This window comes from Rhodococcus sp. WY5 (assembly GCF_018588185.1).
Taxonomy (GTDB): domain Bacteria; phylum Actinomycetota; class Actinomycetes; order Mycobacteriales; family Mycobacteriaceae; genus Rhodococcus_F; species Rhodococcus_F qingshengii.
The window spans coordinates 2,547,886-2,570,431 of record NZ_JAAMPR010000001.1 but is presented as its reverse complement, the minus strand read 5'-3'; the positions used below and the strand labels follow the sequence as shown (position 1 = coordinate 2,570,431).

Genomic DNA, 22,546 nt, shown 5'->3' with positions numbered 1-22,546 from the left:
CAGGAGCACTGATGAACGTGACTGCGCCGTTCGCCGAACCTCTCGACATGGGCAGCGTCCGCCTCCGGAACCGGTTCGTGTCCGCCCCGATGGAACGCAACTACTGCGAAGTCGACGGCACCATGACGGACGAGTACATCGCGTACCTCGCCCGCCGCGCCGAAGGTGGTGCTGCACTGATCTTCACCGAAGCGAGCTACGTGCGTGCCGACGGCAAGGGACGCATCCGGCAGATGGGCGTCGACGTCGACGAACGGATTCCCGGCATCAAGAAGATGACCGACGCGATCCACGCTCACGGCGCCCTCGTCGGAGTCGAACTCAACCACGGTGGACGTACGGCGCAAGGTTCTGTCAGCGGGTTTGTTCCCGTTGCCCCGACACCGATTCCGTGTTTGGTTGTCGGCGGCGAGATGCCAGAACAACTCGACGGCGACGACATCGAGCACATCATCGAATGTTTCGGTGAAGCCGCGGCACGCTGCCAGCAGGCCGGCGTCGACGTCATCTCCCTGCACGGTGGCCACGGGTATCTGATCCACCAGTTCCTCTCCCCTGCTTACAATCACCGCGACGACGAGTGGGCCGACCCCACCTTGTTCGTCAACAAGGTCATCGCCTCCGTCCACGAGCACGCACCGGGAATCACTCTGGGACTCCGATTCTCAGCCTTCGAAGGCATCGACGGCGGACTCGACGCCGAGATGACTCGCGCTCGCATCGGCGCCATCGACACCGACCGACTCGATTTCCTCGACGTCTCGGCCGGCAACTACGAAGCGGGACAGTGGATCATCCAGCCCGGTGAATGGTCGCGCGGTCTCCTCGCGCCGTACTCCGAGCAGTACCAGCGCGACTTCGACATCCCGGTGGGAGTGGCCGGACGCATCACGTCGCCGGAGATCGCTGCGCGGATCATCGAATCCGGGCAGGCGAACTTCGTCAGCATGGCTCGTACGCTGCACGCAGATCCGGACTTCCCGAATCGCGCCATCGACGGTGGCCGGTACCGCCCTTGCATTGCCTGCAACTACTGCATCGACAGCCTGGCCGCCGGCCCCATTCCCTGCTCCGTCAACCCGTGGGTCGGCCGCGAATTGGATCAGCCTACAAAGCCGGCTGATGCCACCGTGCGGGTCGCCGTCATCGGTGCCGGGCCGTCGGGAATGGCCGCTGCCCGCGACCTCGCACTTGCCGGTCACCGCGTCGACCTGTACGACGAGCGACCCAGCCTCGGTGGCGACTTCGCTCTGGCATCGAAGCTTCACGAGTATCCCGAATATGGACGGATCGTGGACTGGTACGCCGCGGAACTGGCTGAACTCGGGGTCCACTGCCACACCTCGACCCGGGTAGATGCTGCTTTGCTCTCCGGTGTCGATTTCGACGCCATAGTTCTTGCCGCCGGCGGCGTCGGCCCCGTGGTCGATCTCCCCGGAGCAGCAACCCGTACCGTTCGCGACGTCCGCGAATTCCTCGTCTCCGGCGATCCAGCTCCTGCCGCTGTCACCATCTTCGGCGCCGACCGTGAGGCTGCGGCCGTCGCCGACGATCTCCTTCAGAAGGGCACCCAGGTCGTGATGATCGGCCCGCAGGAAACCATCGCGCACGACGTCGGACGCCGCGGAAAGATCGTGCTGCTGCCGCGCCTGGCCGCAAGTGAGAACCTCACGACCTACCTCAGCTCGATCGTCACCACAGTCGCCGCTGACCGCGTCACGATTTCGACGGCCGGTGTGCTGAGCGAGGTCGATGCTCCGGGCGAACTGCTGATCTCGCAAGGCGTCGAGCCGCGTTCGGAACTTCTTGCCGAACTCCGTTCACTGGCACCACGACTCGGAGTACATACCGTCGGCGACGCGAGCGGTGACGGCGGGTCCATCCATGCCGCACTCGTGACCGCAGCCGACGTTGCCGTCGCGATCACCGCCGCCGCTGCGGCACGTCAGGAGGTTCACGCATGACCACACAGGCAGCCACACCCGTGGCAACTGCATTGCCGCCCATTGGACTCGGAACCTGGCCCCTGGTCGGTGCCGACGCCACGAACTCGGTTCTCTCCGGCATCGAGGCCGGGTACCGCCTCATCGACACCGCCGCGATCTACGGCAACGAGAGCGCCGTCGGTGTGGCGCTGGCGGAATCAGGTGTGCCGCGAGAAGAACTGTTCGTCACCACCAAACTTCGTGGCAACGACCAGGTTTCCGGCGACATTCGGGGCGCCCTCGAGCAGAGTCTGGAACTACTGGGACTCGACCAGCTGGATCTGTTCCTGATCCACTGGCCACTCCCGCGAATCGATCGCTATGTCGCGTCGTTCGAGTCGATGCTGGCCTGCCGCGACGCCGGACTGGTTCGGTACGTGGGTGTGTCGAACTTCCTCGAGCACCACCTGCGCCGCGTCGTCGCCGAAACCGGCGAGGCACCGGCAGTCAACCAGATTCAGATGGACCCGTCGCTCGCGCGAATTCCGGTGCGCCGCGCCAACGACGAACTCGGAATCTTCACTCAGTCGTGGAGCCCGCTCGGTCGGGGTGACGTGCTCGACAACGCCGTGGTCGGGGAGATCGCCGGTCGAATCGGTTGCACACCAGCTCAAGTGGTGCTCGCATGGCACGTCGCGCAGGGTGTGGTTCCGGTCGCGCGATCAGCGAACCCGACGCGTCAGGCCGAGAACCTGGCAGCACTCGACGTCACCCTATCCGGCGAGGACATCGAAGCACTGAACAGTCTCGACCGCGGCGAATCTGCGGCGCGGGACGTCGAAGCAGAGGAACATTTCTGATGACATTGAAAGTCGGAATCGTCGGCTGCGGCAAGATCGCCGGCAACCATGCCAGAGCTCTACAACAAGTCCCCGGCGTCGAGGTAATCGGCTGCTGCGATCCCGATCTCGGACGCGCCCAGGAGTTCGCTGCGCTCCACAGCATTCCCTCCGCCGTACGTTCCGTTGACGAACTGCTTGCTCTAGGCCTCGACGCCTGCACGGTATGCACACCTCACCCGGTACACGAAGAGGTAGTCGTGGCCGCTGCCGACGCGGGTGTACATGTTTTGTGCGAGAAGCCCATCGCAGTCGATGTTGCTGCCGCCGACCGCATGATCGAGGCCACCGACCGCGCCGGTATCACCTTCGGGGTGCTCTTCCAACGCCGATTCTGGCCGGCAGCACGTCGGATCCGCGACGCCATCGACGACGGGCGGATCGGACTACCCATGCTCGGTGAGGCGTCGGTGATCCTGCACCGCCCGTCTAGTTACTACTCGGCCGACGCGTGGCGCGGACGCTGGGACACCGACGGCGGTGGCGTGCTCATGACACAGGCCGTGCACCAGATCGACATGCTGGCCTGGTTCATGGGCGAAGCCGTCTCGGTCAGTGGCTTCATCCGCACTCACACGCACGGTGAGCACATCGAGACGGAAGACAGCGCGTCAGCAGTGATTTCGTTTGCTTCAGGCGGCACCGCAACCGTCACAGCGACAACGGGTGCCAATCACAACCTGGGCAACCGCGTCACGGTGATCGGGCGCACCGGTGCCATCGCCAGTGTCCTCGAGTTCCCCGAAGGGCACGAGGGTGTCAACGAAATCTGGACGGTGCCGAGCGAAGTGGAGTTCCGGTCGCCGTACTCCGCGGACATCGATGCGAATCTTGATGTGGGCGCGGTCAATGCGGCACTGACCGACTTCCACACCCTGCAGGTGCAAGACTTCGCCGACGCCGTCCTGACCGGGCGCGAACCCGCCGTCACCGGCCGGGACGCCCGCGCATCACTTGCCATCATCGCCGCAATCTACGAATCGTCACGAATGGGCAAGGTTGTCGAGCTGATATCGACACCGACCCTCGCAACAACTGCCAAGGAGCAGAAATGAGTAGCAGTACCCCCCTCACCTACGACGTGGTTGTCGTGGGCTCCGGCGCAGGCGGGCTTTCCACAGCAATTGCCGCAGCACATGGCGGCGCGTCCGTCCTCGTCGTCGAGAAGGCCGACACCTGCGGCGGCGCAACGGCCTGGTCGGGCGGGTGGATGTGGACCCCACGCAACATGTTTGCCATCGCCGACGGGGTTGTCGAGGATCGCTCGGCACCGCGGACATATCTGGAAAACCGACTCGGCGACAACTTCGACGCCGCCAAAGTTGATGCACTCCTCGACGGCGCCCCGGAGATGGTCGAGTTCTTCGAACGCAAGACTGCTCTGAAGTTCGTGCCCGGAGCCAAGATCGCCGATATTCACGGTGACACACCGGGCGCCGGCACGGGTCACCGTTCCGTCGGACCGAAACCGGTGAGTCTGCGAAAGCTCGGACCAGATGTCGCGGCGCTACTGCGTCGGCAGCTGTACGAAACGTCGTTCCTCGGTATGGGCATCATGGCCGGGCCCGACCTGCAGGCTTTCCTGCACTCGACCCGCTCACCAAAAGCCTTTGTGCACTGTGGTGTTCGGGTGACTAAGCACATGTTCGATCTCGCCACCAAGCGTCGTGGTCAGCAACTCGTCAACGGCACTGCGCTTGTCGGCATGATGCTTCGCTCAGCGCTCGATCTCGGCGTCGAGTTTCGGGTGAAGACGTTCGCGACCGCGTTGCAGACCGATGACGACGGCCGCGTTGTCGGCGTCCGCCTCGAAGGTCCGGACGGCGCGTACTCGGTAACTGCCCGACGTGGTGTCGTACTCGCCACCGGCGGATTCGCCCAGGACATCGACCGACGACGCGAACTGTTCCCGCGCACCCCCACCGGAAACGAGCACTGGTCGCTCACCCCGAAGACAACCACCGGCGACGGCATCACCCTCGGCGAATCCGTGGGCGGCCGACTCGACCGCACCCTCGCCTCCCCCGTTGCGTACTGCCCCGTCTCCATCGTTCGCTACCGCAACGGCAAGGAAGGTGTGTTCCCGCACATCCTCGATCGCGGAAAGCCCGGTGTCATCGGAGTTCTCGCGAACGGCAAGCGGTTTGTCAACGAAGCACTCGGCTATCACGACTACACACTCGCGATGGTCGAGCAGGTTCCCGAGGGCGAAGAGGTGTGCTCGTGGTTGATTGCCGATCAACAGTATGTGCGATACCTCCCGCTGGGCATGGCGAAGCCCTTGCCGATCCCGATCCAGCCGTACCTGCGCTCGGGGTACCTCACGCGTGGGCGCACTCTTCGGGACTTGGCCGAGAAGATCGGCGTCGACCCCGTGCAGTTGGAGAAAACCGTCGCAGCTTTCAATATCGGGGCCGTGGCCGGTGAAGACCCCGAGTTCGGTCGCGGTACAACACCGTTCAACCGAGGTTCCGGAGATGCTTCCAATCCGTGGCCGAACCCGTCGCTCGCGCCCTTGCAGAAGGGTCCGTACTACGCGGTGAAAGTCGTGCCAGGGAGTTTCGGCACCTTCGCCGGACTGGTCACGGACTCGTCGTCGCAGGTTCTCGATGACAACGACCGCCCCATCGAGGGGTTGCTCGCCGTCGGCGTCGATCAGGCGAGCGTGATGGGCGGGCACTACCCGTCCGGGGGCATCAACCTCGGACCGGCCATGACATTCGGTTACCTGGCCGGCCGGGAACTGGCCGGAGCCGAGACAGTTGGAGCGCACGCATGACACTCTCACTCGGACTGGCAGCCCTCACAGTGCTCGACACCGCACCGATGCAGCACGTCGCCTTGGCTGAAAAGCACGGCTTCGACACCATCGGTATCCGTCTGATGCCTGCGGCACCAGGTACGACGGCCTACCCTCTGCACGAGGACAAGCAGTCGTTGGACGAACTGGTGCGTCGACTGGGCGATTCACCGGTCGAGGTATTCGACCTCGAAATCATCCGTCTTGCAGCCGACTTCGACCCCACCGACTACGCTCCGCTGCTCGAAGCCGGAGCACAGCTCGGAGCCAAAGCCGTTCTGGTGGGCGGCGACGACCGCGACCGCGCTCGGCTCACGGACTCCTATGCCCGCCTCGCTGAACTGTGCGCGAACTACGGCATCGTCGCCTCGCTCGAATTCATGCCGTGGACTGCGGTGCCCGATGCGCGTGCGGCCATCGAGATCGTCTCGGCGGCAGACGGTCCGGCTCGCAGTGTCCTCGTCGACGCATTGCACACCGACCGCTCGGCGACAACGCTCGAGGATCTTGCGTCCATCCCTCGCGAGTGGTTGCACTACGCCCAGATGTGCGACGGTTCGACCCCCGCTCCCACTGGGGACGCAGAGCTGATCCGTCAGGCCCGCGAGGAGCGTCTGGTGCCCGGCACCGGCGGCATAGCCCTGGCCGACATCTGGTCGACTTTGCCTGCCGGACTGCCGGTCAGCATCGAACTGCCCAACGAGCCACTGCGTCAGGCCGTCGGCACGGATGCCTGGCTGGAACGCCTGGTCGAGGCCACGCGAGAAGTGTTGGCCTAGCGGCCCTGTGCGCCTTTTTGGTAGTTGGCGCTACCAAAAAGGCGCACGGGGGCGTCAGCCCCTCCGAGCCGCAACGGCCTGCGCCAGACGGTCCAACTGCGCTGCGGTGGTGGACCAGTCGATGCACGCGTCGGTGATCGACTGGCCGTAGGTGAGCTCGTCCGCCTTGCCCAAGGTCAGGTCCTGACGGCCGGCCTCGATGAAACTCTCCAACATGACGCCCGCGATTCCCTGCTCGCCCTCGGTCAGACGTCGGGCAATGTCGTCGAGCACGATGACCTGACGCTCATGGTCCTTGCTGCTGTTACCGTGGCTCGCGTCGATGACCACGCGCTCGGGCAGGTTCGACTTACGCAGGCGGGCAAGGGTGTCCGCGACTGTCTCGGCATCGTAGTTCGGTCCGTCGCTACCACCACGAAGAATGACATGGCAGTCGGGGTTGCCCGCGGTACGGATCAAGGCAGCCTGGCCGTCGAGGTCCGTTCCGGGGAACACGTGGCTCGCTGCCGCGGCGCGGGTGCCGTCGACGGCTACCTGTACGTCGCCTTCGGTGGAGTTCTTGATACCGACGGGCATGGACAGCGCGCTGCACAGCTGACGGTGAACCTGACTGGCGGCGGTCCGGGCGCCGATCGCACCGTAGCTGACCAGGTCGGCAATGTACTGAGGCATGATCGGATCAAGGAACTCGCAGCCGACAGGCAGGCCCAGGCTCGACACGTCGAGAAGCAACTTGCGGCCGATACCGAGCCCGGTGTTGATGTCGAACGTGCCGTCGAGGTGGGGGTCGTTGAGCAGGCCCTTCCACCCGAGTGTGGTGCGCGGCTTTTCGAAGTAGACGCGCATGACGATGTGCAGATCGTCCCGCAGTTCTTCGGCCTTGGCGGCCAACCGGCGGGCGTAGTCCATCGCCGCTTCCGGATCGTGCACAGAGCACGGACCGACTACGACGATCAAACGATCGTCGTCACCGTTGAGGATGTTGATGGTGTCGGCCCGACCGGTGCGCACAGTGGCGGCCGCGACCTCGTCCGGAGCGTGCTGAGCGCGAACAGTCGCCGGTGACACGAGCGGACTGATACTCACAGTGCGCTGATCGTCGAGGCTGTCCGAAGCTGCGGTGGTGTCGATGGTGACAGTCATGGGTTTTCGGTTTCCTGTTCTCAGGCCGACCCCAGAGATGAAGAGAAACTCCAGCGAGCCGGTCTGTAGTCCGGCTCTTGGGTGGAGGTTGTCAGCGCGTGGTTACGCCGGCAGGCCCACCCGGGGCCGGCCTGCTAAACCAGAAATAGACGCGCTGCATGTCGGCCACGATACCTCGAGTTCGGATCAGATGGGCGCGCCCCTCCACAACGAGCCGAATCCGAGGGGAGAGTCCCGTGGCACGAGCCCGTGACGAATGGCCAAATCCGCTGAGCGATTGGCGCTTTCGAGCAAGGCTGCGGCTACGGAATTCGAATACGTTGGTCAGGCACCTGCCAATGCCCGGAACATCAGATGGAGCTGCGCCTTCTCATGCCTGTGATCGAATCGACCGAAACCTTCCACCCGACGGTGTCCCGTTTTGCGACCGATACCCCCTTGCAGTCGACAAGAGATGTGGACGGCGAGTTCACCCGTCTGATCGATTCCTTGACACGACGCGGATTCCTGGCCGGTGCGGCGGCGCTCGGTGCACTAGGCGCACTCTCTGCATGTTCGAGCGAATCCAGCGGCACCGAAGCCTCCGACGAGTGGGTCGACATCGTCGTCGCGGACCAGGCCTACCGCCTCCCGCGGGACCCCAAGCGCGTCGTGGTGCTCGAAGCTCGAGGCGCCCTCGATTTTGCACTACTTGCCGAGTACCCGATCGTCGCGACCAATTGGGATCCGAAGTCTCAACTCATGCGCCAGGTACCCGCCGGCGCGGCTCGCCTCGGTGGGACGAACAACGAACCGAATGCCGAATCGATACTGAGCCACGACCCCGATCTTTTGGTCGTCGGGAAAGGCTGGTGGGATTACTACCAGGACAAGGGCCTGCTCGGCACTGACATCGCACCGGTGCTCGTCGTCGACGAGGGCACGACGATCTCGTCGTGGAAGCAGGCCATGACCGCGCAGCTCACGGCTCTCGATCGCCGCGAAGTCGCCGAACGCGTCATCGCCCGATACAACGCCGAACTTGCGCAAGCGCGGGCCAAGATCGGTGGTCTCCTCGAAGGCAAGTCGATTGCGATCGCCGGCGCAGACAGCGGTCAGATCTGGCTGCAGAACAACACGTTCGCCGTCTCGGTTGCGCAGGACCTCGGCTTGAACGTCTTGACCGACGCTGCCCATGCCGCACCTGATCGGAAGGATTCGACTTTCTACAGCCTCGAGGAGCTTGCGATCTTCGACCAGGCCGACTTCGTCTTGCTACAGAACCCCGACGCTGTGGAAGCCGAGTCGCCCACGTGGAAACGAGTCCGCGCTGTCCAGGACGGCCATGTCGGGCATCTGCGATATGACCTCAACAACGGCCTCGCTCTGACTGCGATGGCCCTGGCCGCTGACATCGCCGAGCAGGTACAGGTCATGCGCTGACGTCTTCGGCATCGCCTTCCGAATCAGAAATCAACCGGATTCTCTGTCATACGAACAGTCGATACTGACTCACTCGGAAACGGATTATGTTGTCACCTGCCCGTGCTCTTCGCACGTCAGAGGGTGTTTCTCCGAACGCCCTGTTTCTCCGAACGCTAGGTGACCAATGACGCAGAACCCGTACTACGGCCAGCAACAACCGGTCGGCCCTCCGCCTGACAACAATCTGGTCTGGGCGATTCTCGTGACAGTGTTCTGCTGCCTCCCGCTCGGCATCGTCTCGATCGTCAAATCAAGCCAGGTCAACACTTTGTGGCCCAAGGTCAGTTCGACGCTGCGCGAAAATCAGCTGACGATGCCAAGAAGTTCGCCTTGTGGTCAGTCGGCGCAGGTGTTGCCGTCGCTGTTCTGTACTTCCTTTTTGTCGTCGTCCTAGCCGGATCGAGTTCCCTGTGACCGCCGACGCCGACCGGCGACACTGATCGACGGCCAAACACCGAACTGCAATGACACCGAATTGTGGTGACACCGAGAACGATGACATATCACGACTCGCCGCACTGAAGGCGCCAGCGGCAGTTGCGTTCACGGCAATTGCGCTGTGCGCCTTCATCTCCTGGAGTGACCCCACCACACCTGGTGGGGTCATTCCCGTTTGTCCGACCAAAGCGCTGTTCAACGTCAATTGTCCCGGTTGCGGTAGCACTCGGATGGTGTACAGCCTCATCCACGGCGATTTCGGTGCAGCGATGCGTTTCAATGCGTTTGGCCTCGTGATGCTGCTTGCACTGGCGTTCACGTACGTCTCGTGGACGACCGCCCGCACCCGTGGAAGACCCGTCGTGCTCTGGCATCAGTTGCGCTGGTCACCGGCTGTGATCTTGACACTCGTGTTGATCTGGACGACGGTCCGCATAGCCCCGATCCCGATATTTGCCGGTCTCCGCGTCTAGGCCGGATCTCCTCACACGTCCAAACGGAATACACCTCGCACCTGGCGTACGCCGTTGATCTGCACCTCGACGGCATGTTCGCCGGCGTAGTACTTCCGGGTGCTGATCGGTTTGAAGGAATGCCTCTTCGCGATAAGGGCCGGCACCCCGGGTTCCAGCGTTCGTGTTGTCAGTTTGAAGACCTTGGGCGTCGTGGTCCCGTTGGCCTTCACGTGGTGGACGATGTAATCGATCACGACCGTGACGGACTCGCTGCCGTTGTTCGTGACGGCGAAGTCGAAGGTGAGTTCTCCACCCGCATCAACTGTTTCGCGGTCGATGACGAACCCCTCGACCACGACGTCGGTGGGCGGCGAGAACCCCAAGAGGGACAGAGCATCTGGATCGCCGGCCTTGATCAACGTCCGCAATGCATGTTTGACGATTTTCAGTGTGTTGGCATCCGGTGTCTGCAGCCAACGCTTCGCAGTCGATACTGCGAGCGCAGCGTCAGCACGACTGAGATCGTTGAGATGGTTTGCGACCGAACGTCGTACATATTCCGAATCATCCCGATACAGCTCGTCGAGAATGACGATTGTCGACTCGGGACGCGCCGTCAATTCTTTCACTCGCCTTCCCCAGGGCAAACGAGTACGAGTGCCTTCGGTCGCCAAGCGCCGGACGTGTTCGTCTTCATGGCCGGTCCAGGTGAGTGCGATCGCCAGCGAACGGTCAAGGTTCGTTTCGAGAAATGTGCGAATTGCGAATTCGGCCGTCAGACGCGACGTCAACTCGGCAAGCAGAGCCATTCCCTCGTCGAAATCCGACTCGGAGCCACTTCGTGTCGCCGTGACGGCGACGGCTTCGGTCACCGGCCAGATCATCCAACCGGTGAAGGTCTCTTCTGAAAGCGCACGGCGGATGATCTCGGCGAAGGCCGGAAGATCCTGAGGCAGTTCGGCAGTCATCGCATCCCGCACAACGCGCGTACGTTCGCCGAGACTCATACCGTCGAATTCGGATGTACTACCCCGAACGAGGGCGAGGCGTGTGTGACCGGAGGCTCGCTCTAGACAGCCTGCCAGATCGGCGACGACGGATTTCCCGAGCAGTTCGTCAGCGGTGGGCATCAGGGGCACACCGTGAGAGCGGAAATCCGATCACCGTCGAGAGTGAAATGGTGATGTAACTGGACGGGGCTTCCGGGAAAATCACCCTCGACCTTCACCGACACGACAACGGCCGAGCCTGGGGTGTTGACCGACTCGATCTTCTGGGTGAAGGTGAACGCCGTCGACACGGCGGACTTCCACGCCACGATTTCTTCGATCCCGACATACGTACGGCCGTCGTCACGAACCACTGCGCCTTCGGTGAAAACGCCGCGGACGTCGCCGCCGTCGAAATACGCGCGCGCTGCGCCTGGCACCTTCGCTGAGTCGATCATTCGCGAAGAGTACTGCTGGGGACCGACAGGTTCGGCGAACTCACTGCCCGAGCAGACGCCGCCAACTGAATCTCCATCAACAGCCTGGCCGACGGCTCGGAGAGGTCGGTATCCGTGATCTCCTCGACCCTCTTGATCCGATACCTGAGGGTGTTCGGGTGAATCCGAAGCTGCTCGGATGCACGTCGGACATCGCCCGAATGTGCGAGGTAAACGGAGATGCTTTCGCGCATGTTCGACCCGTTGCGTCTGTCGTAGACGTCCAGGGCGTCGACTCTCGGATCGTGCAGTTGCTCGTCGGCCGCAATGGTGTCCATGATTTCGCCCAGCAGCACCGGTGTGCGCGAGTCCGCGAGGGTGGTCACACGAACATCCCCCGACGTTCCGTCCAAGACCCGATCCACTTCGGCCCGAGCCTGGGCCACCTCCGCAAGCGTCGAAACCGGCGACGAGACCGCGGCCCGTAGCCCCGAAGGCGACACCTTGTCCAAACGCGCGACAACTTCGCGGGTCCACGAGACTGTGGATTTCACGGATTGGGTTCGCGGAAACAGCACATAGATCCGGGTGCCGACGGCACTCACCAGCGATTCACGCTGAAAGGCGCTGGCGTGCAGTCGCAAAGACGACACGAGTTCGCCCGAAGACGGCAGCCCACCGTTTCCGATACTCGCCACTCCGACCACCATCGCCGGTCCGGACATCGGGATGGTCAACGAGGCGGCGAGCGAAGGAACGTCGACACCGCCGCCGCGAACCCCGAGCAACCGCTGAATCTGTATCGCCTCGTTACTCGGCGCGTCTCGGATGCGCGAAATCAGCCGAGCAGCAACGGCCGCGGCACCGCGGAGCACGCTGTCGGCATCGCCGGCAATGGGAACCGGGCCTTCCTGCACCCAGATCGTGCCGAGAAGATCAGAGCTGAAACCGCTCTCCCCCTTGACATTGTCGGATATTCTCCGAATCGGAACCACCAACCGTCGCCTGATCGCAAGGTCGTCGTGAGCGGGCACCTCCACTACGTCGTCGCTTCGCCGCAGGCTCTCGAAGACGCCCCACTCCTGTAGCTTTCGGAGGTATTCGCGAGGTCCTTCGCGGCCGAGGATTGATTGCCGACGTAGCTCGTCCGCAGCATCTCCCGATGCCGAATAGGCCAAGACGTGGGAATGCTCGTCCTCGATGCTGACCATCCCCCGCGTGATTGCGGCGACGTTCTGCGCCAGCTCGAACAAGTCTGTGTCACTACCGAATACGATGTCGTCCGAATCCTGTCGGGACACCGAATGATCGAGCACGCCCCGGATGGTCGTGAACAATCGATCCCAACGAGCATCCGGATGGACCGCTATCAAGGCGATCCCGGCGCGCTGTGCCGCCGCACGCACCGACGTGTCCGAGGCCTCCTTCGACATGACGGCCCGAGGCGCTGATCCCTTCTGATCGAGGCGGTTCAGCCAGGCCGCCAATTCGGCTGCGCCGATACCGACAGCGAGCCAGAGCTCAGAGGATTCGACGGCCGCGGTTCTGGGGCGCGTGAGGTCCCCGACCTCTGCGAACACCACGGAGTCGACGAAGACGTCATCACCTGACGGCGCGAGGACGAGCTCGACAAAAGCTCCGCCCAGCGCCCGAAGGACCGCGTCGAGCCTGACCCCACGGATAGACACGTACCACCCACTCTCCGGACCGTCGCAACGCCTCAACTTCGAGAATAGTGCATTTTCCTGCGAAAACGGTTCAGCCGATCGGACAAACACGGACACCGATGTTTGGCCGCTCAGCGGATTACTCGCCGACGTCTTTCGACTTGACTGGTTCACGACACGACAACTGCCCACTCCTGAGTCTGCCGAAGGATCGTCATGGACGCCGTTACCAATGTCCCCCACCCAGCCAACGAACCGGTGAACAATTACGCGCCGGGAAGCCCGGAACGATCGCGCCTCCGTACGAAACTGACCGAACTGGCCGAATCGCCGACCGACATCAGGCAGGTCATCGGCGGCATCCACCGAACTGCGGAAGGTAAGCGACAGAACGTAGTTCAACCACACCGTCACAGCTCGGTCATCGGATCGTTTGCGGGCGCAACGCACTCGGATGTTCGTGATGCCATCGACGCCGCTACACTCGCCGCCCCGGCCTGGCGCGACCTCTCGTTCGACGACCGCGCTGCGGTCTTCCTCCGCGCCGCCGATCTACTTTCCGGCCCGTGGCGCGAAACCATCGCCGCCGCAACAATGCTCGGCCAGTCGAAGACCGCATACCAGGCCGAGATCGACGCGCCCTGCGAACTGATCGACTTCTGGCGTTTCAACGTCGCGTTCGCACGTCAGATACTCGCCGACCAACCCGTTTCCGCTCCGGGAGTGTGGAATCGCGTCGAATATCGTCCACTCGAAGGTTTCGTCTACGCGATCACTCCCTTCAATTTCACCGCCATCGCCGGAAATCTCCCCACAGCACCGGCCCTGATGGGCAACACCGTGATCTGGAAGCCGTCACCCACGCAGGCCGTCGCGGCGTACCTGACAATGCAACTACTCGAAGCTGCCGGCCTCCCGCCCGGGGTGATCAATCTTGTTCTCGGCGACGGCCCCTTGGTGTCCGAGGTCGCGCTTGCCGACCCCCGACTGGCGGGTATCCACTTCACCGGATCCACCGCAACGTTCCAGCGTTTGTGGCGTGAGGTCGGAGCCAACATCTCGAACTACCGGACGTATCCGCGTCTCGTCGGCGAAACCGGCGGCAAGGATTTTGTACTCGCACACAGTTCCGCTGACCCGGACGTACTCACGACGGCATTGATTCGCGGGGCCTTCGACTACCAGGGCCAGAAATGTTCGGCCGCATCACGGGCGTTCATCCCGAAGTCGGTGTGGGCCAAGATGGGCGACACGTTCATCGACACTGTGTCGACGCTGAAGTACGGAGACGTCACCGACCTGACGAACTTCGGCGGCGCCGTCATCGACCAACGTTCGTTCGACCGAAACGCCGCCGCGATCGTCCGCGCCAAGTCGACCAGCAGCCTCACCATCGCAGCAGGCGGCGACTACGACGACCGTGAAGGATTCTTCATCTCACCGACGGTCCTACTCGGTGACGACCCGAGCGACGAAGCCTTCAGCACCGAGTACTTCGGTCCCATCCTTTCGCTTCACGTCTACGACGACTCCGCACCCAATGCCTACGCCGACATCCTCGCGCGCGTCGACAGCGGATCCGCTTACGCCCTGACCGGCGCCGTGATCGCCACCGACCGTGCGGCCGTCGATCAAGCTCATCATGGCCTGCGGTTCGCCGCCGGAAACTTCTACGTCAACGACAAGCCGACGGGAGCGGTTGTCGGACAACAACCCTTCGGAGGTGCGCGGGCTTCGGGTACCAACGACAAGGCCGGTTCGCCGCAGAATCTGCTCCGTTGGGCGTCGACACGCACCGTCAAGGAAACCTTCGTTCCTCCCACCGATCATCGTTACCCCCACCAGGACGTCGATCCAGCCGAGAGCGAGAACCGTTGATGAGTGCCGTCTCGCTGAGCAACCCACTGCGCCCGGTGCTCCTCGCGGCGGCACGCTCGTCGCGACTGGAGAAGACAGTCTCCGGGATGACCTTGACCCGCAAGCTTGTAGACAGGTTCGTCGCCGGGGACGCGGAACCCGCAGCGATGTCAGCGGTGCGCGACATCCTCACCAGTGGCCGGTTCGTGACGGTCGACTACCTCGGCGAGGACACCACCGATCCGGCTCAGGCAACAGCTACCGTCGATGCCTATCTCTCCCTTCTCCGCTCGTACGCAACGCTTTCCGAGATTGCCGGGACGCAACACTCCCTGGAGGTTTCGCTCAAGCTCTCCGCGTTGGGGCAGTCACTTCCCGGTGACGGCGAGAAGATCGCCCTGGCGAACGCTCACCGAATCGTCACAGCGGCAGACGAAGTGGGCGCGTGGGTCACCGTCGATGCGGAGGATCACACCACCACCGACTCGACACTGTCCATCGTCGAAGAGTTGCGCCGCGACTTCCCGACGCTCGGCACGGTCCTGCAGGCGTATCTACACCGCACCGAGGCCGACTGCCGGCACTTCTCCGGATCAGGTTCACGAATTCGGCTGTGCAAGGGTGCATACAAGGAACCGGCCGGCGTCGCGTTCCAAAAGGCCGCCGAAGTCGACGCGTCGTACGTGCGTTGCCTGAAGGTCTTGATGGAAGGTGACGGATACCCGATGGTGGCCTCCCACGATCCCACCATGATCGACGCCGCCCTCGGACTCGCCACACTGACCGAGCGGACAGCCGCGGATTTCGAGTTCCAGATGCTCTTCGGCATCCGCGACGGCGAACAACGCAGATTGGTAGCCGAAGGCAATCACCTGCGGGTCTACGTTCCCTACGGCAGCCAGTGGTACGGCTACTTCATGCGTCGCCTCGCGGAAAGACCGGCCAACCTCATGTTCTTCATGCGCTCACTCGCTTCCAACAACTAGACACCGGAAACCGTTGGCAGCGGTGGCAACTCGAGGTTTTCGCGAAAGGTACCGCCGACGTAGTCGGATCCCACGATTCCGCGCTTGCGCAGCTCCGGCAGCAGCCCGTTCGTGACGAAATCGCGTGTACGCGGATCGGCAAGGTCACCGAGCGTGATGACGTCGAGTACGCCCGCGTCGTATCGTTCCTCGATCGCGTCCGCGAGCTGTTCCGGGGTGCCCGCCGCTGCCCAGTGGCCGGTGTCCTTGGACGCGATGATCAACTCACGCAGAGTCTTTCCTTGTGATGCGAGCTTGCCGAAGATCTCGACCCGGCCCCGTCGTCGATTCACCGACGACGGGTCCGGCAACAACGACTCCGGGATCGGCCGATCCAGCGGCAATTCCGAGAAATCCACGTCACCGCCGAACATGTCGGCAAGCCTGGTGCGTCCGGCGTCGAAGTCCGTCGATTCCTCGGCTTCTCTGACCAATCGTTCGACTTCGGCTTCGGTAGCGCCGTACGTTGCGTGGAACGAGCTGAAAATCAGTGGCAGTTCGTCCCCACGCCCCAACTCTGCCGCCCTGGCGCGGATCGTCTTCGTGTAGGTGACCGCGTCCTCGAAGGTTGCGAGAGAAGTGAATACGACCTCGGCGAAGCGAGCACCCAGTTCGATACCTCCGGCAGATTGGCCTGCCTGGAATTGGACCGGACGACGCTGCGGCAGGGATGGAATGTTCAACGGCCCCTGTACGGTGAAGTACTTGCCTCGGTGCTCGATGGGGACCACCCTCGACGGATCTAGCACCGCAGAGCCCTCTCCCCGGATCAAGGCGCCGGGCTTCCAGCTGTCGAAGAGCGCGTTGACCACCTCGAGCGATTCGGCCGCTCGGGCGTACCGCTCCTCCGGACTCGGCAGGTCCAGGTCGCTGTAGTTCTCTTCTCCGAGTGAGGAAGTGACGGCATTCCATGCGGCTCGACCATTGCTGACGTGGTCCAGGGTGCCGAACAACCGTGCCAGGTTGAATGGGTGATGAAACGTCGTCGTGACGGTGGCGATGAGCCCCACATGGGTGGTGACCGCACTCAGCGCGGCAAGGAAGATCAACGGCTCCTGCGCACCGATCGCGCCCTGCGCGCCGAAACTCAGCAGGTCGGCGGCAAACAGTCCGTCGATCTTGTTCGCCTCGGCCGTCTTTGCGACGTCGATCGCGGACGCGACCGTCGACGTCGTCGGATCGATCGCTGCGTCGTAGATACTCACCGCCCCGCTGACACCGGTCACCGTCTTGAGTGGACGCCTACGATCGGCCACCGACCATCCTCCTGGCTTCGCGAAATCTGTTCCGAATTCACAACGCTAGACCGATCCTGGCTCCCGACAAGGTATTCACTCAGCCTGGTTCTATCCCTCCGAACGCCGCTTGGTCACGCCCCGGATTTACGGGCACGATAGGCGGCGACGTGCGCCCTGTTCCCACAGTTTCCGGTGTCGCAGTATCGCTTCGAACGATTGCGCGACAAATCCACGAAGACCGCTTCGCAGTCCGGGGCCTCACACCATCGCAACCTCGAGAATTCGTCGGTTCGGATCAGATCGAGCACACCCATCGCCGCTTCTGCGGCCATCCGGTCCACCAGTGGCGAATCGTCAGCGGTGACGTGCAGGTGCCAGCCGAGGTCGTCGTGCCTGGTGAGCCGCGGCCTCGCGCCCGACTCGAGTAGCAGTGTGTTCACCACCTCGACGGCGTCGTCCACTCCCGCGGCTTCCCAGAACTTTCGCAGTCGTGGACGCAGCGCACGAACCGCCGTCAATTCCTCCGGTGTGCCGTCCCGCCTGCCGGTCCAGCGATCCGCGTCGAGAAACCGTGTCAGCTCCTCTTGATCCGGAAGCAGTTCGGCCCCGCCGCGGGCCGTGTTGACCAACGACGCGGCGAAGACGAGCGCCGATTCCGTGTCACCAGCAAAATGCACTTTGACTCCTGAGCCGTATCAACCTAATGTCAGCATCGTAATCGCTTTTACTCCTGACGGGTGACGACGTGAACTCTCGCAACGGCTTGATCTTCGCTCTGCTGTCCGCGGCAACGTTCGGCGTATCGGGCCCGTTCGCGAAATCTCTCATCGAATCAGGGTGGTCCCCCGGCGGCGCAGTGTTCGCGCGCGTTGCCGGCGGCGCACTGGTGATGATGGTGATCGCCGTAGCCACCCAATGGCCTCGCCTACGACAGGTGAGCACCCACACGCGAACGGTACTGCTGTACGGGGTGTTCGCGATCTCGGGCGTTCAACTGTGCTTCTTCAATGCCGTGCAACATCTTTCGGTCGGCGTCGCATTGCTTCTCGAGTACCTTGCACCGATCATCGTCATCGGGTGGGTGTGGATAACCAAGGGCGCACGTCCGAGCGTGCAGACGCTTCTCGGTGCGGCGGTGGCCTTGATCGGCGCCGCCGTGGTGATCGACGTCTTCGGATCGGCAGAGATCAGTGCCGTCGGAGTCGCCTGGGGACTGGCCGCCGCGGCATGCCTTGCAGTCTATTTCGTCATTTCCGAACGTGCGGACGGTGATCTCCATCCTGTTGTTCTCGCGGCATCGGGGCTCACGGTCAGTGCAGTGGTCATCGGCGCGCTCGGACTCGTAGGCGTCCTCCCCCTCCAGTTCTCGGCCTCGAACGCCGTCGTGGCAGACCATTCGGTGAACGTGTGGCTGCCGGTGGTGGTCCTGGTCCTGGTCAGCACTGTCATTGCCTATCTCACCGGCATCGCCGCGATCACGCTGCTGGGGCCGACAATCGGGTCTCTGGTAGCGCTGACCGAAGTGCTGTGCGCGGTCGTCGCCGCGTGGATCCTGGTCGGGGAATCCGTCACCGCACTCCAAGCTGTAGGTGGCGCAGCAATCATCGCGGGGTTGGTCCTCGCGCGCCTCGGTCAGGTTGCACCGAAACAGATACCGGCCGACCCGATGACAAATGTCATGGCAGAAGAATGACGGACGGACGAGGGATCACGACCTCGAAGCGAGCAGATTCTATGTATGACCTCAACACAGGCACGGCATTCACCACAGGCACTGCACACACTCACTGAAGGATCGGCACACGACGCCGTCCGGTTGACCGGACTTCGCAAGAGTTTCGGAACCGTCGACGCCGTCAAAGGTATCGACCTGAGCATCCGCCCCGGCGAGATCGTCGCGTTCCTCGGCCCGAACGGCGCAGGCAAGACGACAACCATCGACATGATCCTCGGCCTGTCCCGGCCGACGTCAGGCGAGGTGAGCGTCTTCGGAATGTCACCTCGATCGGCGATTGCCCGCGGACTCGTCTCGGCAGTCATGCAGACCGGCGGACTACTGAAAGAGCTGACGGTTGCCGAGACTGTGCAGCTGACCGCCAGCCTGTACTCCCAATCCCGTCCGGTCGACGAAGTGCTGGGGAGAGCCGGAATCCTCGACATCTCCGATCGCCTGGTCAGCAAATGCTCAGGCGGACAACAACAGCGGTTGCGATTTGCGATGGCGTTGCTGTCGAACCCGCAATTGCTCATTCTCGACGAGCCCACCACCGGCATGGACGTCGAAGGGCGTCGGGACTTTTGGTCCGCCATCCGCGCCGACGCAGATCACGGTCGCACTGTGCTTTTTGCGACGCACTACCTCGAAGAGGCCGATGTCTACGCCGACCGCATCATCCTGGTCAGGCAAGGCACCGTGGTCGCAGACGGGACCACCGCCGAGGTCAAGGCGATGGCGTCCGGACGCACCCTGCGCGCGACTGTTCCAGGCATCACCGACGAACTCCTGCGAGCCATACCGAACTCCGACGCCGTCGAGGTGCGCGGTGAGTCACTGCTCGTGCACTCGGGTGACACCGATGCCGTTGCACGGTTCCTGTTGACCAATACCCAGGCTCGCGATCTCGAAATCGTCTCGCGTGGCCTCGAAGACGCATTCATCGCACTCACGTCGAACAACTCCGAAGGACAGAAGTGATGACCACTGCAACCGAAGCGAATACCTACGGAGCCGAGCGAACCGTCGTACCTCTCGGCGGATTCAACACGACGCTACTGCGACTGGAATTTCGTCGCCTGACTCGCAACCGGCGCACGATGATCTTCACGCTCGTCATGCCGGTTGTCTTCTTCCTCGTCTTCGGTCTCGGTCAAGGCGACGACGACCACGGGATCGGGCACGGCAATGTCGCCGCGTACATCATGATCAGCATGGCCCTGTACGGCGCGATGCTGGCCACCACCAGCGGCGGCGCGATGGTCTCGATCGAACGAGCGTCCGGGTGGAGCCGACAACTTCGGCTGACTCCCCTGACCCCGGTCGCCTACATCGCCGTCAAACTGATCATGGCGATGCTGCTCGGTCTCGTCTCGATTCTCGTGGTCTACGTCGTCGGCGCGTTCACCTCGGCGCAGATGGACGGATCACTCTGGTTCACAACGGCATTGATCGCCTGGCTGGGATCGTCGATCTTCGCGGCCTTCGGCCTGTTCATGGGGTACCTACTCCCCAGTGAGAACGTCATGCAGTTGCTCGGACCGGGACTGGCTCTGCTCGCATTCGGCGGCGGACTCTTCGTACCACTCACCGACGGTTCCGTATGGGCGACCATCGCACAGTTCACCCCGATGTTCGGCATCAACGCCCTCGCCCACGCACCGTTGACGGGCAATAGCATTCACTGGACCTGGATCGTCAATATCCTGGTGTGGTTCGCCATCTTCGCCGGCGGAGCGATCTGGCGGTTCCAACGAGATACGGAGCGTGTGTAGTTGTCGCAAACGACTGACCGAGAAGATTCCGTCGCGCTCCCGCGGCGGAATCGTTTCGGCGTTCTCTTCGCGGCGGTCTGGATGGTATTTCTCGGCGGGCCGCTGATCGAGGGATGGAATCTGCGCGACGAACTGCGCGGCTGGACAGGGATTCTCGCGACGGTCGCCTTCAGTGCGCTCTATCTCTACACGTTCGCCACAACGCAGCAGCGGCGTCGAATGACAATGACTCGGCCGACGATTCGCGAAGCTGCACTGGCTCTGTCCGCCTTGACCGCGTTGGCCGCCGTGATGATCGTGAGCGTCGGGCCGACAGGTTTGGCAGCAGCACCGTACCTCGCGGTGACAGCGGTGACACTGTTGCCGACCGTCGCCGGCGGCATTCTCGCCTTGGTGTTCGCGGCCTCCGTGGAGATAGTCAGCCTCTCGTCCGGATGGGGGAACTACTCCGGACTCTCACTCGGAGTCTGCGCGGCCGCGTTCGCGACCTGGGGAATCATGTCCCTGATCAGCCGCAACTTCGCCATACTCCATGAACGCGAAGAGCAGGAGCAGCGGGCAATCATGGAGGAGCGAACGAGGATGGCGCGCGATCTGCACGACATCCTCGGGCACTCGCTGACCGTCATCACGATCAAAGCCGAACTGGCCAATCGCCTACTCGATGTCGATATCGAACGTGCGCGCAACGAACTCGACGACCTCGAAAGACTTTCTCGTGACGCGTTGGCAGACGTGCGCTCGGCCGTCGAAGGATTTCGTGGGATTTCGCTACCCGTCGAGATAGCCCGAGCGCGAGAGGCTTTGCGTGCGGCAGGTATCGAAGACGACGTGCCGAGCAGCACCGACATGGTTCCCACGCGTCTTCGGGAACTCTTTGCATGGACGATCCGTGAGGGCGTCACCAACGTCGTTCGACACAGCGGTGCGACCCACTGCCGGATCACGGTCGACGAGAATAGTGCGTCGGTCGTCGACGACGGACGAGGGGCCGAGTCGACGTCTTCCGGAAACGGTCTGATCGGATTGCGCGAGCGCGCCGGAGCGTCGGGCGCACGAGTGATCATCACTCATCCCCAGCCGCAGGGGTTTGCACTTCAGGTAGTCGAACAGGAGACAGAGTGAACAGCCAGGGCGATCGAGCAACCATACGGCTGCTCTTGGCGGACGATCAGGCGCTCGTGCGAGGAGCTTTGGCCGCGCTGCTCGATCTGGAATCCGACCTGTCCGTGGTGGCCGAGGTCGGTCGCGGCGACGAGGTGGTGTCCGCCGTTCTCGAACACCGCCCGGACGTCGCGCTTCTGGACGTCGAGATGCCCGGCATGGACGGAATCGCCGCGACGGCGGCCCTTCGCGAGGCAGCACCCGACACCCGGGTTCTGATCGTCACCACGTTCGGCCGTCCCGGATTTCTTCGTAAAGCCCTGCACGCCGGGGCCGGCGGGTTCGTCGTCAAGGACACCCCCGCCAGGCAGCTTGCCGACGCGGTCAGGCGTGTCCACGCCGGACTGCGCGTCGTCGATCCCACCCTTGCAGCCGACAGCCTCGTCAGCGGCGAGTCGCCCCTGACGGAGCGTGAGACCCAAGTACTGCGCGCCGCTCACGACGGCGCACCCGTGGCAGCCATCGCAGGGGCGCTCTTCCTGTCTGCCGGGACAGTTCGAAATCATCTGTCATCCGCGATGGGTAAGACGGGTGCGTCGACGCGCGCGGAAGCCGTCAGAATCGCCGAGTCGAACGGCTGGCTCTGATCCGCGCGTCTGGAATAGCCTTCCCCGGCAAATAGTTCGCCGTTCGATTCGTGATGGCGATTTGTCCAGATCACTCAAAGTAGGGACCTTCTACCCTAGGGATTTTCCCTGCAAACGACCACTTCGCGAGAATCTGAAACAGCTAATCGTTCGATAACTGGCTATGATGCAGTTAATTGAACCGACGGAG

Annotated in this window: 20 protein-coding genes and 1 pseudogene; 15 read left to right on the top strand and 6 right to left on the bottom strand. The window is 63.0% G+C overall.

All coding sequences use genetic code 11. From position 1 onward, the window contains the following. Positions 1-11 precede the first annotated feature (11 nt). Genes G4D79_RS12010 through G4D79_RS11990 form a run of 5 tightly spaced genes read left to right on the top strand, consistent with a single transcriptional unit; the run spans position 12 to position 6,403 of the window. Positions 12-1,964 carry an FAD-dependent oxidoreductase gene (locus tag G4D79_RS12010; RefSeq protein ID WP_180279622.1) on the top strand — a complete coding sequence of 651 codons (1,953 nt, stop codon included), beginning with the start codon at positions 12-14 and terminating at the stop codon, positions 1,962-1,964. After that, complete coding sequence (locus G4D79_RS12005; protein WP_099698072.1) at positions 1,961-2,785, top strand: aldo/keto reductase; 825 nt, start codon at positions 1,961-1,963, stop codon at positions 2,783-2,785. Before G4D79_RS12010 ends, G4D79_RS12005 begins: the two co-directional genes overlap by 4 nt. Next, positions 2,785-3,879, top strand: coding sequence for a Gfo/Idh/MocA family protein (locus G4D79_RS12000; protein WP_099698073.1), 1,095 nt, complete (start codon positions 2,785-2,787; stop codon positions 3,877-3,879). Before G4D79_RS12005 ends, G4D79_RS12000 begins: the two co-directional genes overlap by 1 nt. Continuing rightward, positions 3,876-5,603 (top strand): FAD-dependent oxidoreductase, encoded by a 1,728-nt coding sequence (locus G4D79_RS11995; protein ID WP_099698074.1) that lies wholly within the window; start codon positions 3,876-3,878, stop codon positions 5,601-5,603. The genes G4D79_RS12000 and G4D79_RS11995 overlap by 4 nt, the downstream gene beginning before the upstream one ends. Continuing rightward, positions 5,600-6,403, top strand: a complete 804-nt coding sequence (locus tag G4D79_RS11990; RefSeq protein WP_064443833.1) for a sugar phosphate isomerase/epimerase — start codon at positions 5,600-5,602, stop codon at positions 6,401-6,403. The genes G4D79_RS11995 and G4D79_RS11990 overlap by 4 nt, the downstream gene beginning before the upstream one ends. A gap of 54 nt (positions 6,404-6,457) precedes the next feature. Here G4D79_RS11990 and G4D79_RS11985 read toward each other — a convergent pair whose 3' ends face one another. Beyond that, positions 6,458-7,546, bottom strand: a complete 1,089-nt coding sequence (locus G4D79_RS11985) for a 3-deoxy-7-phosphoheptulonate synthase (protein WP_003940571.1) — start codon at positions 7,544-7,546, stop codon at positions 6,458-6,460. 372 nt (positions 7,547-7,918) lie between these two features. Here G4D79_RS11985 and G4D79_RS11980 point away from each other — a divergent pair, with 372 nt between their 5' ends. The 3 genes and pseudogenes from G4D79_RS11980 (at position 7,919) to G4D79_RS11970 (ending at position 9,921) form a co-directional block, all read left to right on the top strand. Beyond that, positions 7,919-8,968 (top strand): ABC transporter substrate-binding protein, encoded by a 1,050-nt coding sequence (locus G4D79_RS11980; RefSeq protein WP_235867860.1) that lies wholly within the window; start codon positions 7,919-7,921, stop codon positions 8,966-8,968. 166 nt (positions 8,969-9,134) lie between these two features. Next, a pseudogene (locus G4D79_RS11975) lies at positions 9,135-9,424 on the top strand (CD225/dispanin family protein). 50 nt (positions 9,425-9,474) lie between these two features. Then, positions 9,475-9,921, top strand: coding sequence for a DUF2752 domain-containing protein (locus G4D79_RS11970; protein ID WP_003940294.1), 447 nt, complete (start codon positions 9,475-9,477; stop codon positions 9,919-9,921). 11 nt (positions 9,922-9,932) lie between these two features. On the opposite strand, the gene G4D79_RS11965 is transcribed toward G4D79_RS11970, so the two are convergent. From G4D79_RS11965 to G4D79_RS11955, 3 genes are read right to left on the bottom strand one after another with little or no spacing between them, the layout of a single operon-like run. Beyond that, positions 9,933-11,033, bottom strand: a complete 1,101-nt coding sequence (locus G4D79_RS11965; protein ID WP_099698076.1) for a DNA alkylation repair protein — start codon at positions 11,031-11,033, stop codon at positions 9,933-9,935. After that, on the bottom strand, positions 11,033-11,350 hold the full coding sequence (locus G4D79_RS11960; RefSeq protein ID WP_099698077.1) for a nuclear transport factor 2 family protein: 318 nt from the start codon (positions 11,348-11,350) through the stop codon (positions 11,033-11,035). The genes G4D79_RS11965 and G4D79_RS11960 overlap by 1 nt, the downstream gene beginning before the upstream one ends. Beyond that, complete coding sequence (locus tag G4D79_RS11955; RefSeq protein WP_099698088.1) at positions 11,347-13,017, bottom strand: CdaR family transcriptional regulator; 1,671 nt, start codon at positions 13,015-13,017, stop codon at positions 11,347-11,349. The genes G4D79_RS11960 and G4D79_RS11955 overlap by 4 nt, the downstream gene beginning before the upstream one ends. Positions 13,018-13,212: 195 nt before the next feature. Between G4D79_RS11955 and pruA the strand changes: the two genes are divergently transcribed. Both pruA and G4D79_RS11945 read left to right on the top strand, forming a co-directional pair. After that, positions 13,213-14,874 (top strand): L-glutamate gamma-semialdehyde dehydrogenase, encoded by a 1,662-nt coding sequence (pruA, locus tag G4D79_RS11950; protein ID WP_099698078.1) that lies wholly within the window; start codon positions 13,213-13,215, stop codon positions 14,872-14,874. Beyond that, on the top strand, positions 14,874-15,839 hold the full coding sequence (locus G4D79_RS11945; protein WP_003940479.1) for a proline dehydrogenase family protein: 966 nt from the start codon (positions 14,874-14,876) through the stop codon (positions 15,837-15,839). Before pruA ends, G4D79_RS11945 begins: the two co-directional genes overlap by 1 nt. Here G4D79_RS11945 and G4D79_RS11940 read toward each other — a convergent pair. Then, positions 15,836-17,134 (bottom strand): NtaA/DmoA family FMN-dependent monooxygenase, encoded by a 1,299-nt coding sequence (locus G4D79_RS11940; RefSeq protein ID WP_054827157.1) that lies wholly within the window; start codon positions 17,132-17,134, stop codon positions 15,836-15,838. The two genes, G4D79_RS11945 and G4D79_RS11940, sit on opposite strands and share 4 nt — an antisense overlap. 113 nt (positions 17,135-17,247) lie before the next feature. After that, the gene (locus G4D79_RS11935; RefSeq protein ID WP_003939872.1) at positions 17,248-17,793 is read right to left on the bottom strand and encodes a CGNR zinc finger domain-containing protein; all 546 of its coding nucleotides are present in this window, start codon (positions 17,791-17,793) and stop codon (positions 17,248-17,250) included. 68 nt (positions 17,794-17,861) lie between these two features. Between G4D79_RS11935 and G4D79_RS11930 the strand changes: the two genes are divergently transcribed. From G4D79_RS11930 to G4D79_RS11910, 5 genes are read left to right on the top strand one after another with little or no spacing between them, the layout of a single operon-like run. Then, a complete protein-coding gene (locus G4D79_RS11930; RefSeq protein WP_003940332.1) occupies positions 17,862-18,809 on the top strand; it encodes a DMT family transporter in 948 nt (315 codons plus the stop codon). A gap of 45 nt (positions 18,810-18,854) precedes the next feature. Then, complete coding sequence (locus G4D79_RS11925) at positions 18,855-19,811, top strand: ABC transporter ATP-binding protein (protein WP_003940598.1); 957 nt, start codon at positions 18,855-18,857, stop codon at positions 19,809-19,811. After that, positions 19,811-20,605: an ABC transporter permease gene (locus G4D79_RS11920; RefSeq protein WP_019745005.1), complete on the top strand. Its 795-nt coding sequence runs from the start codon at positions 19,811-19,813 to the stop codon at positions 20,603-20,605. Before G4D79_RS11925 ends, G4D79_RS11920 begins: the two co-directional genes overlap by 1 nt. Then, entirely contained in the window at positions 20,606-21,730 is a 1,125-nt protein-coding gene (locus G4D79_RS11915) for a sensor histidine kinase (protein ID WP_064114428.1), read from the top strand. Then, positions 21,727-22,356 carry a response regulator transcription factor gene (locus G4D79_RS11910; protein WP_003940330.1) on the top strand — a complete coding sequence of 210 codons (630 nt, stop codon included), beginning with the start codon at positions 21,727-21,729 and terminating at the stop codon, positions 22,354-22,356. Before G4D79_RS11915 ends, G4D79_RS11910 begins: the two co-directional genes overlap by 4 nt. The last annotated feature ends 190 nt before the right edge of the window (positions 22,357-22,546 follow it).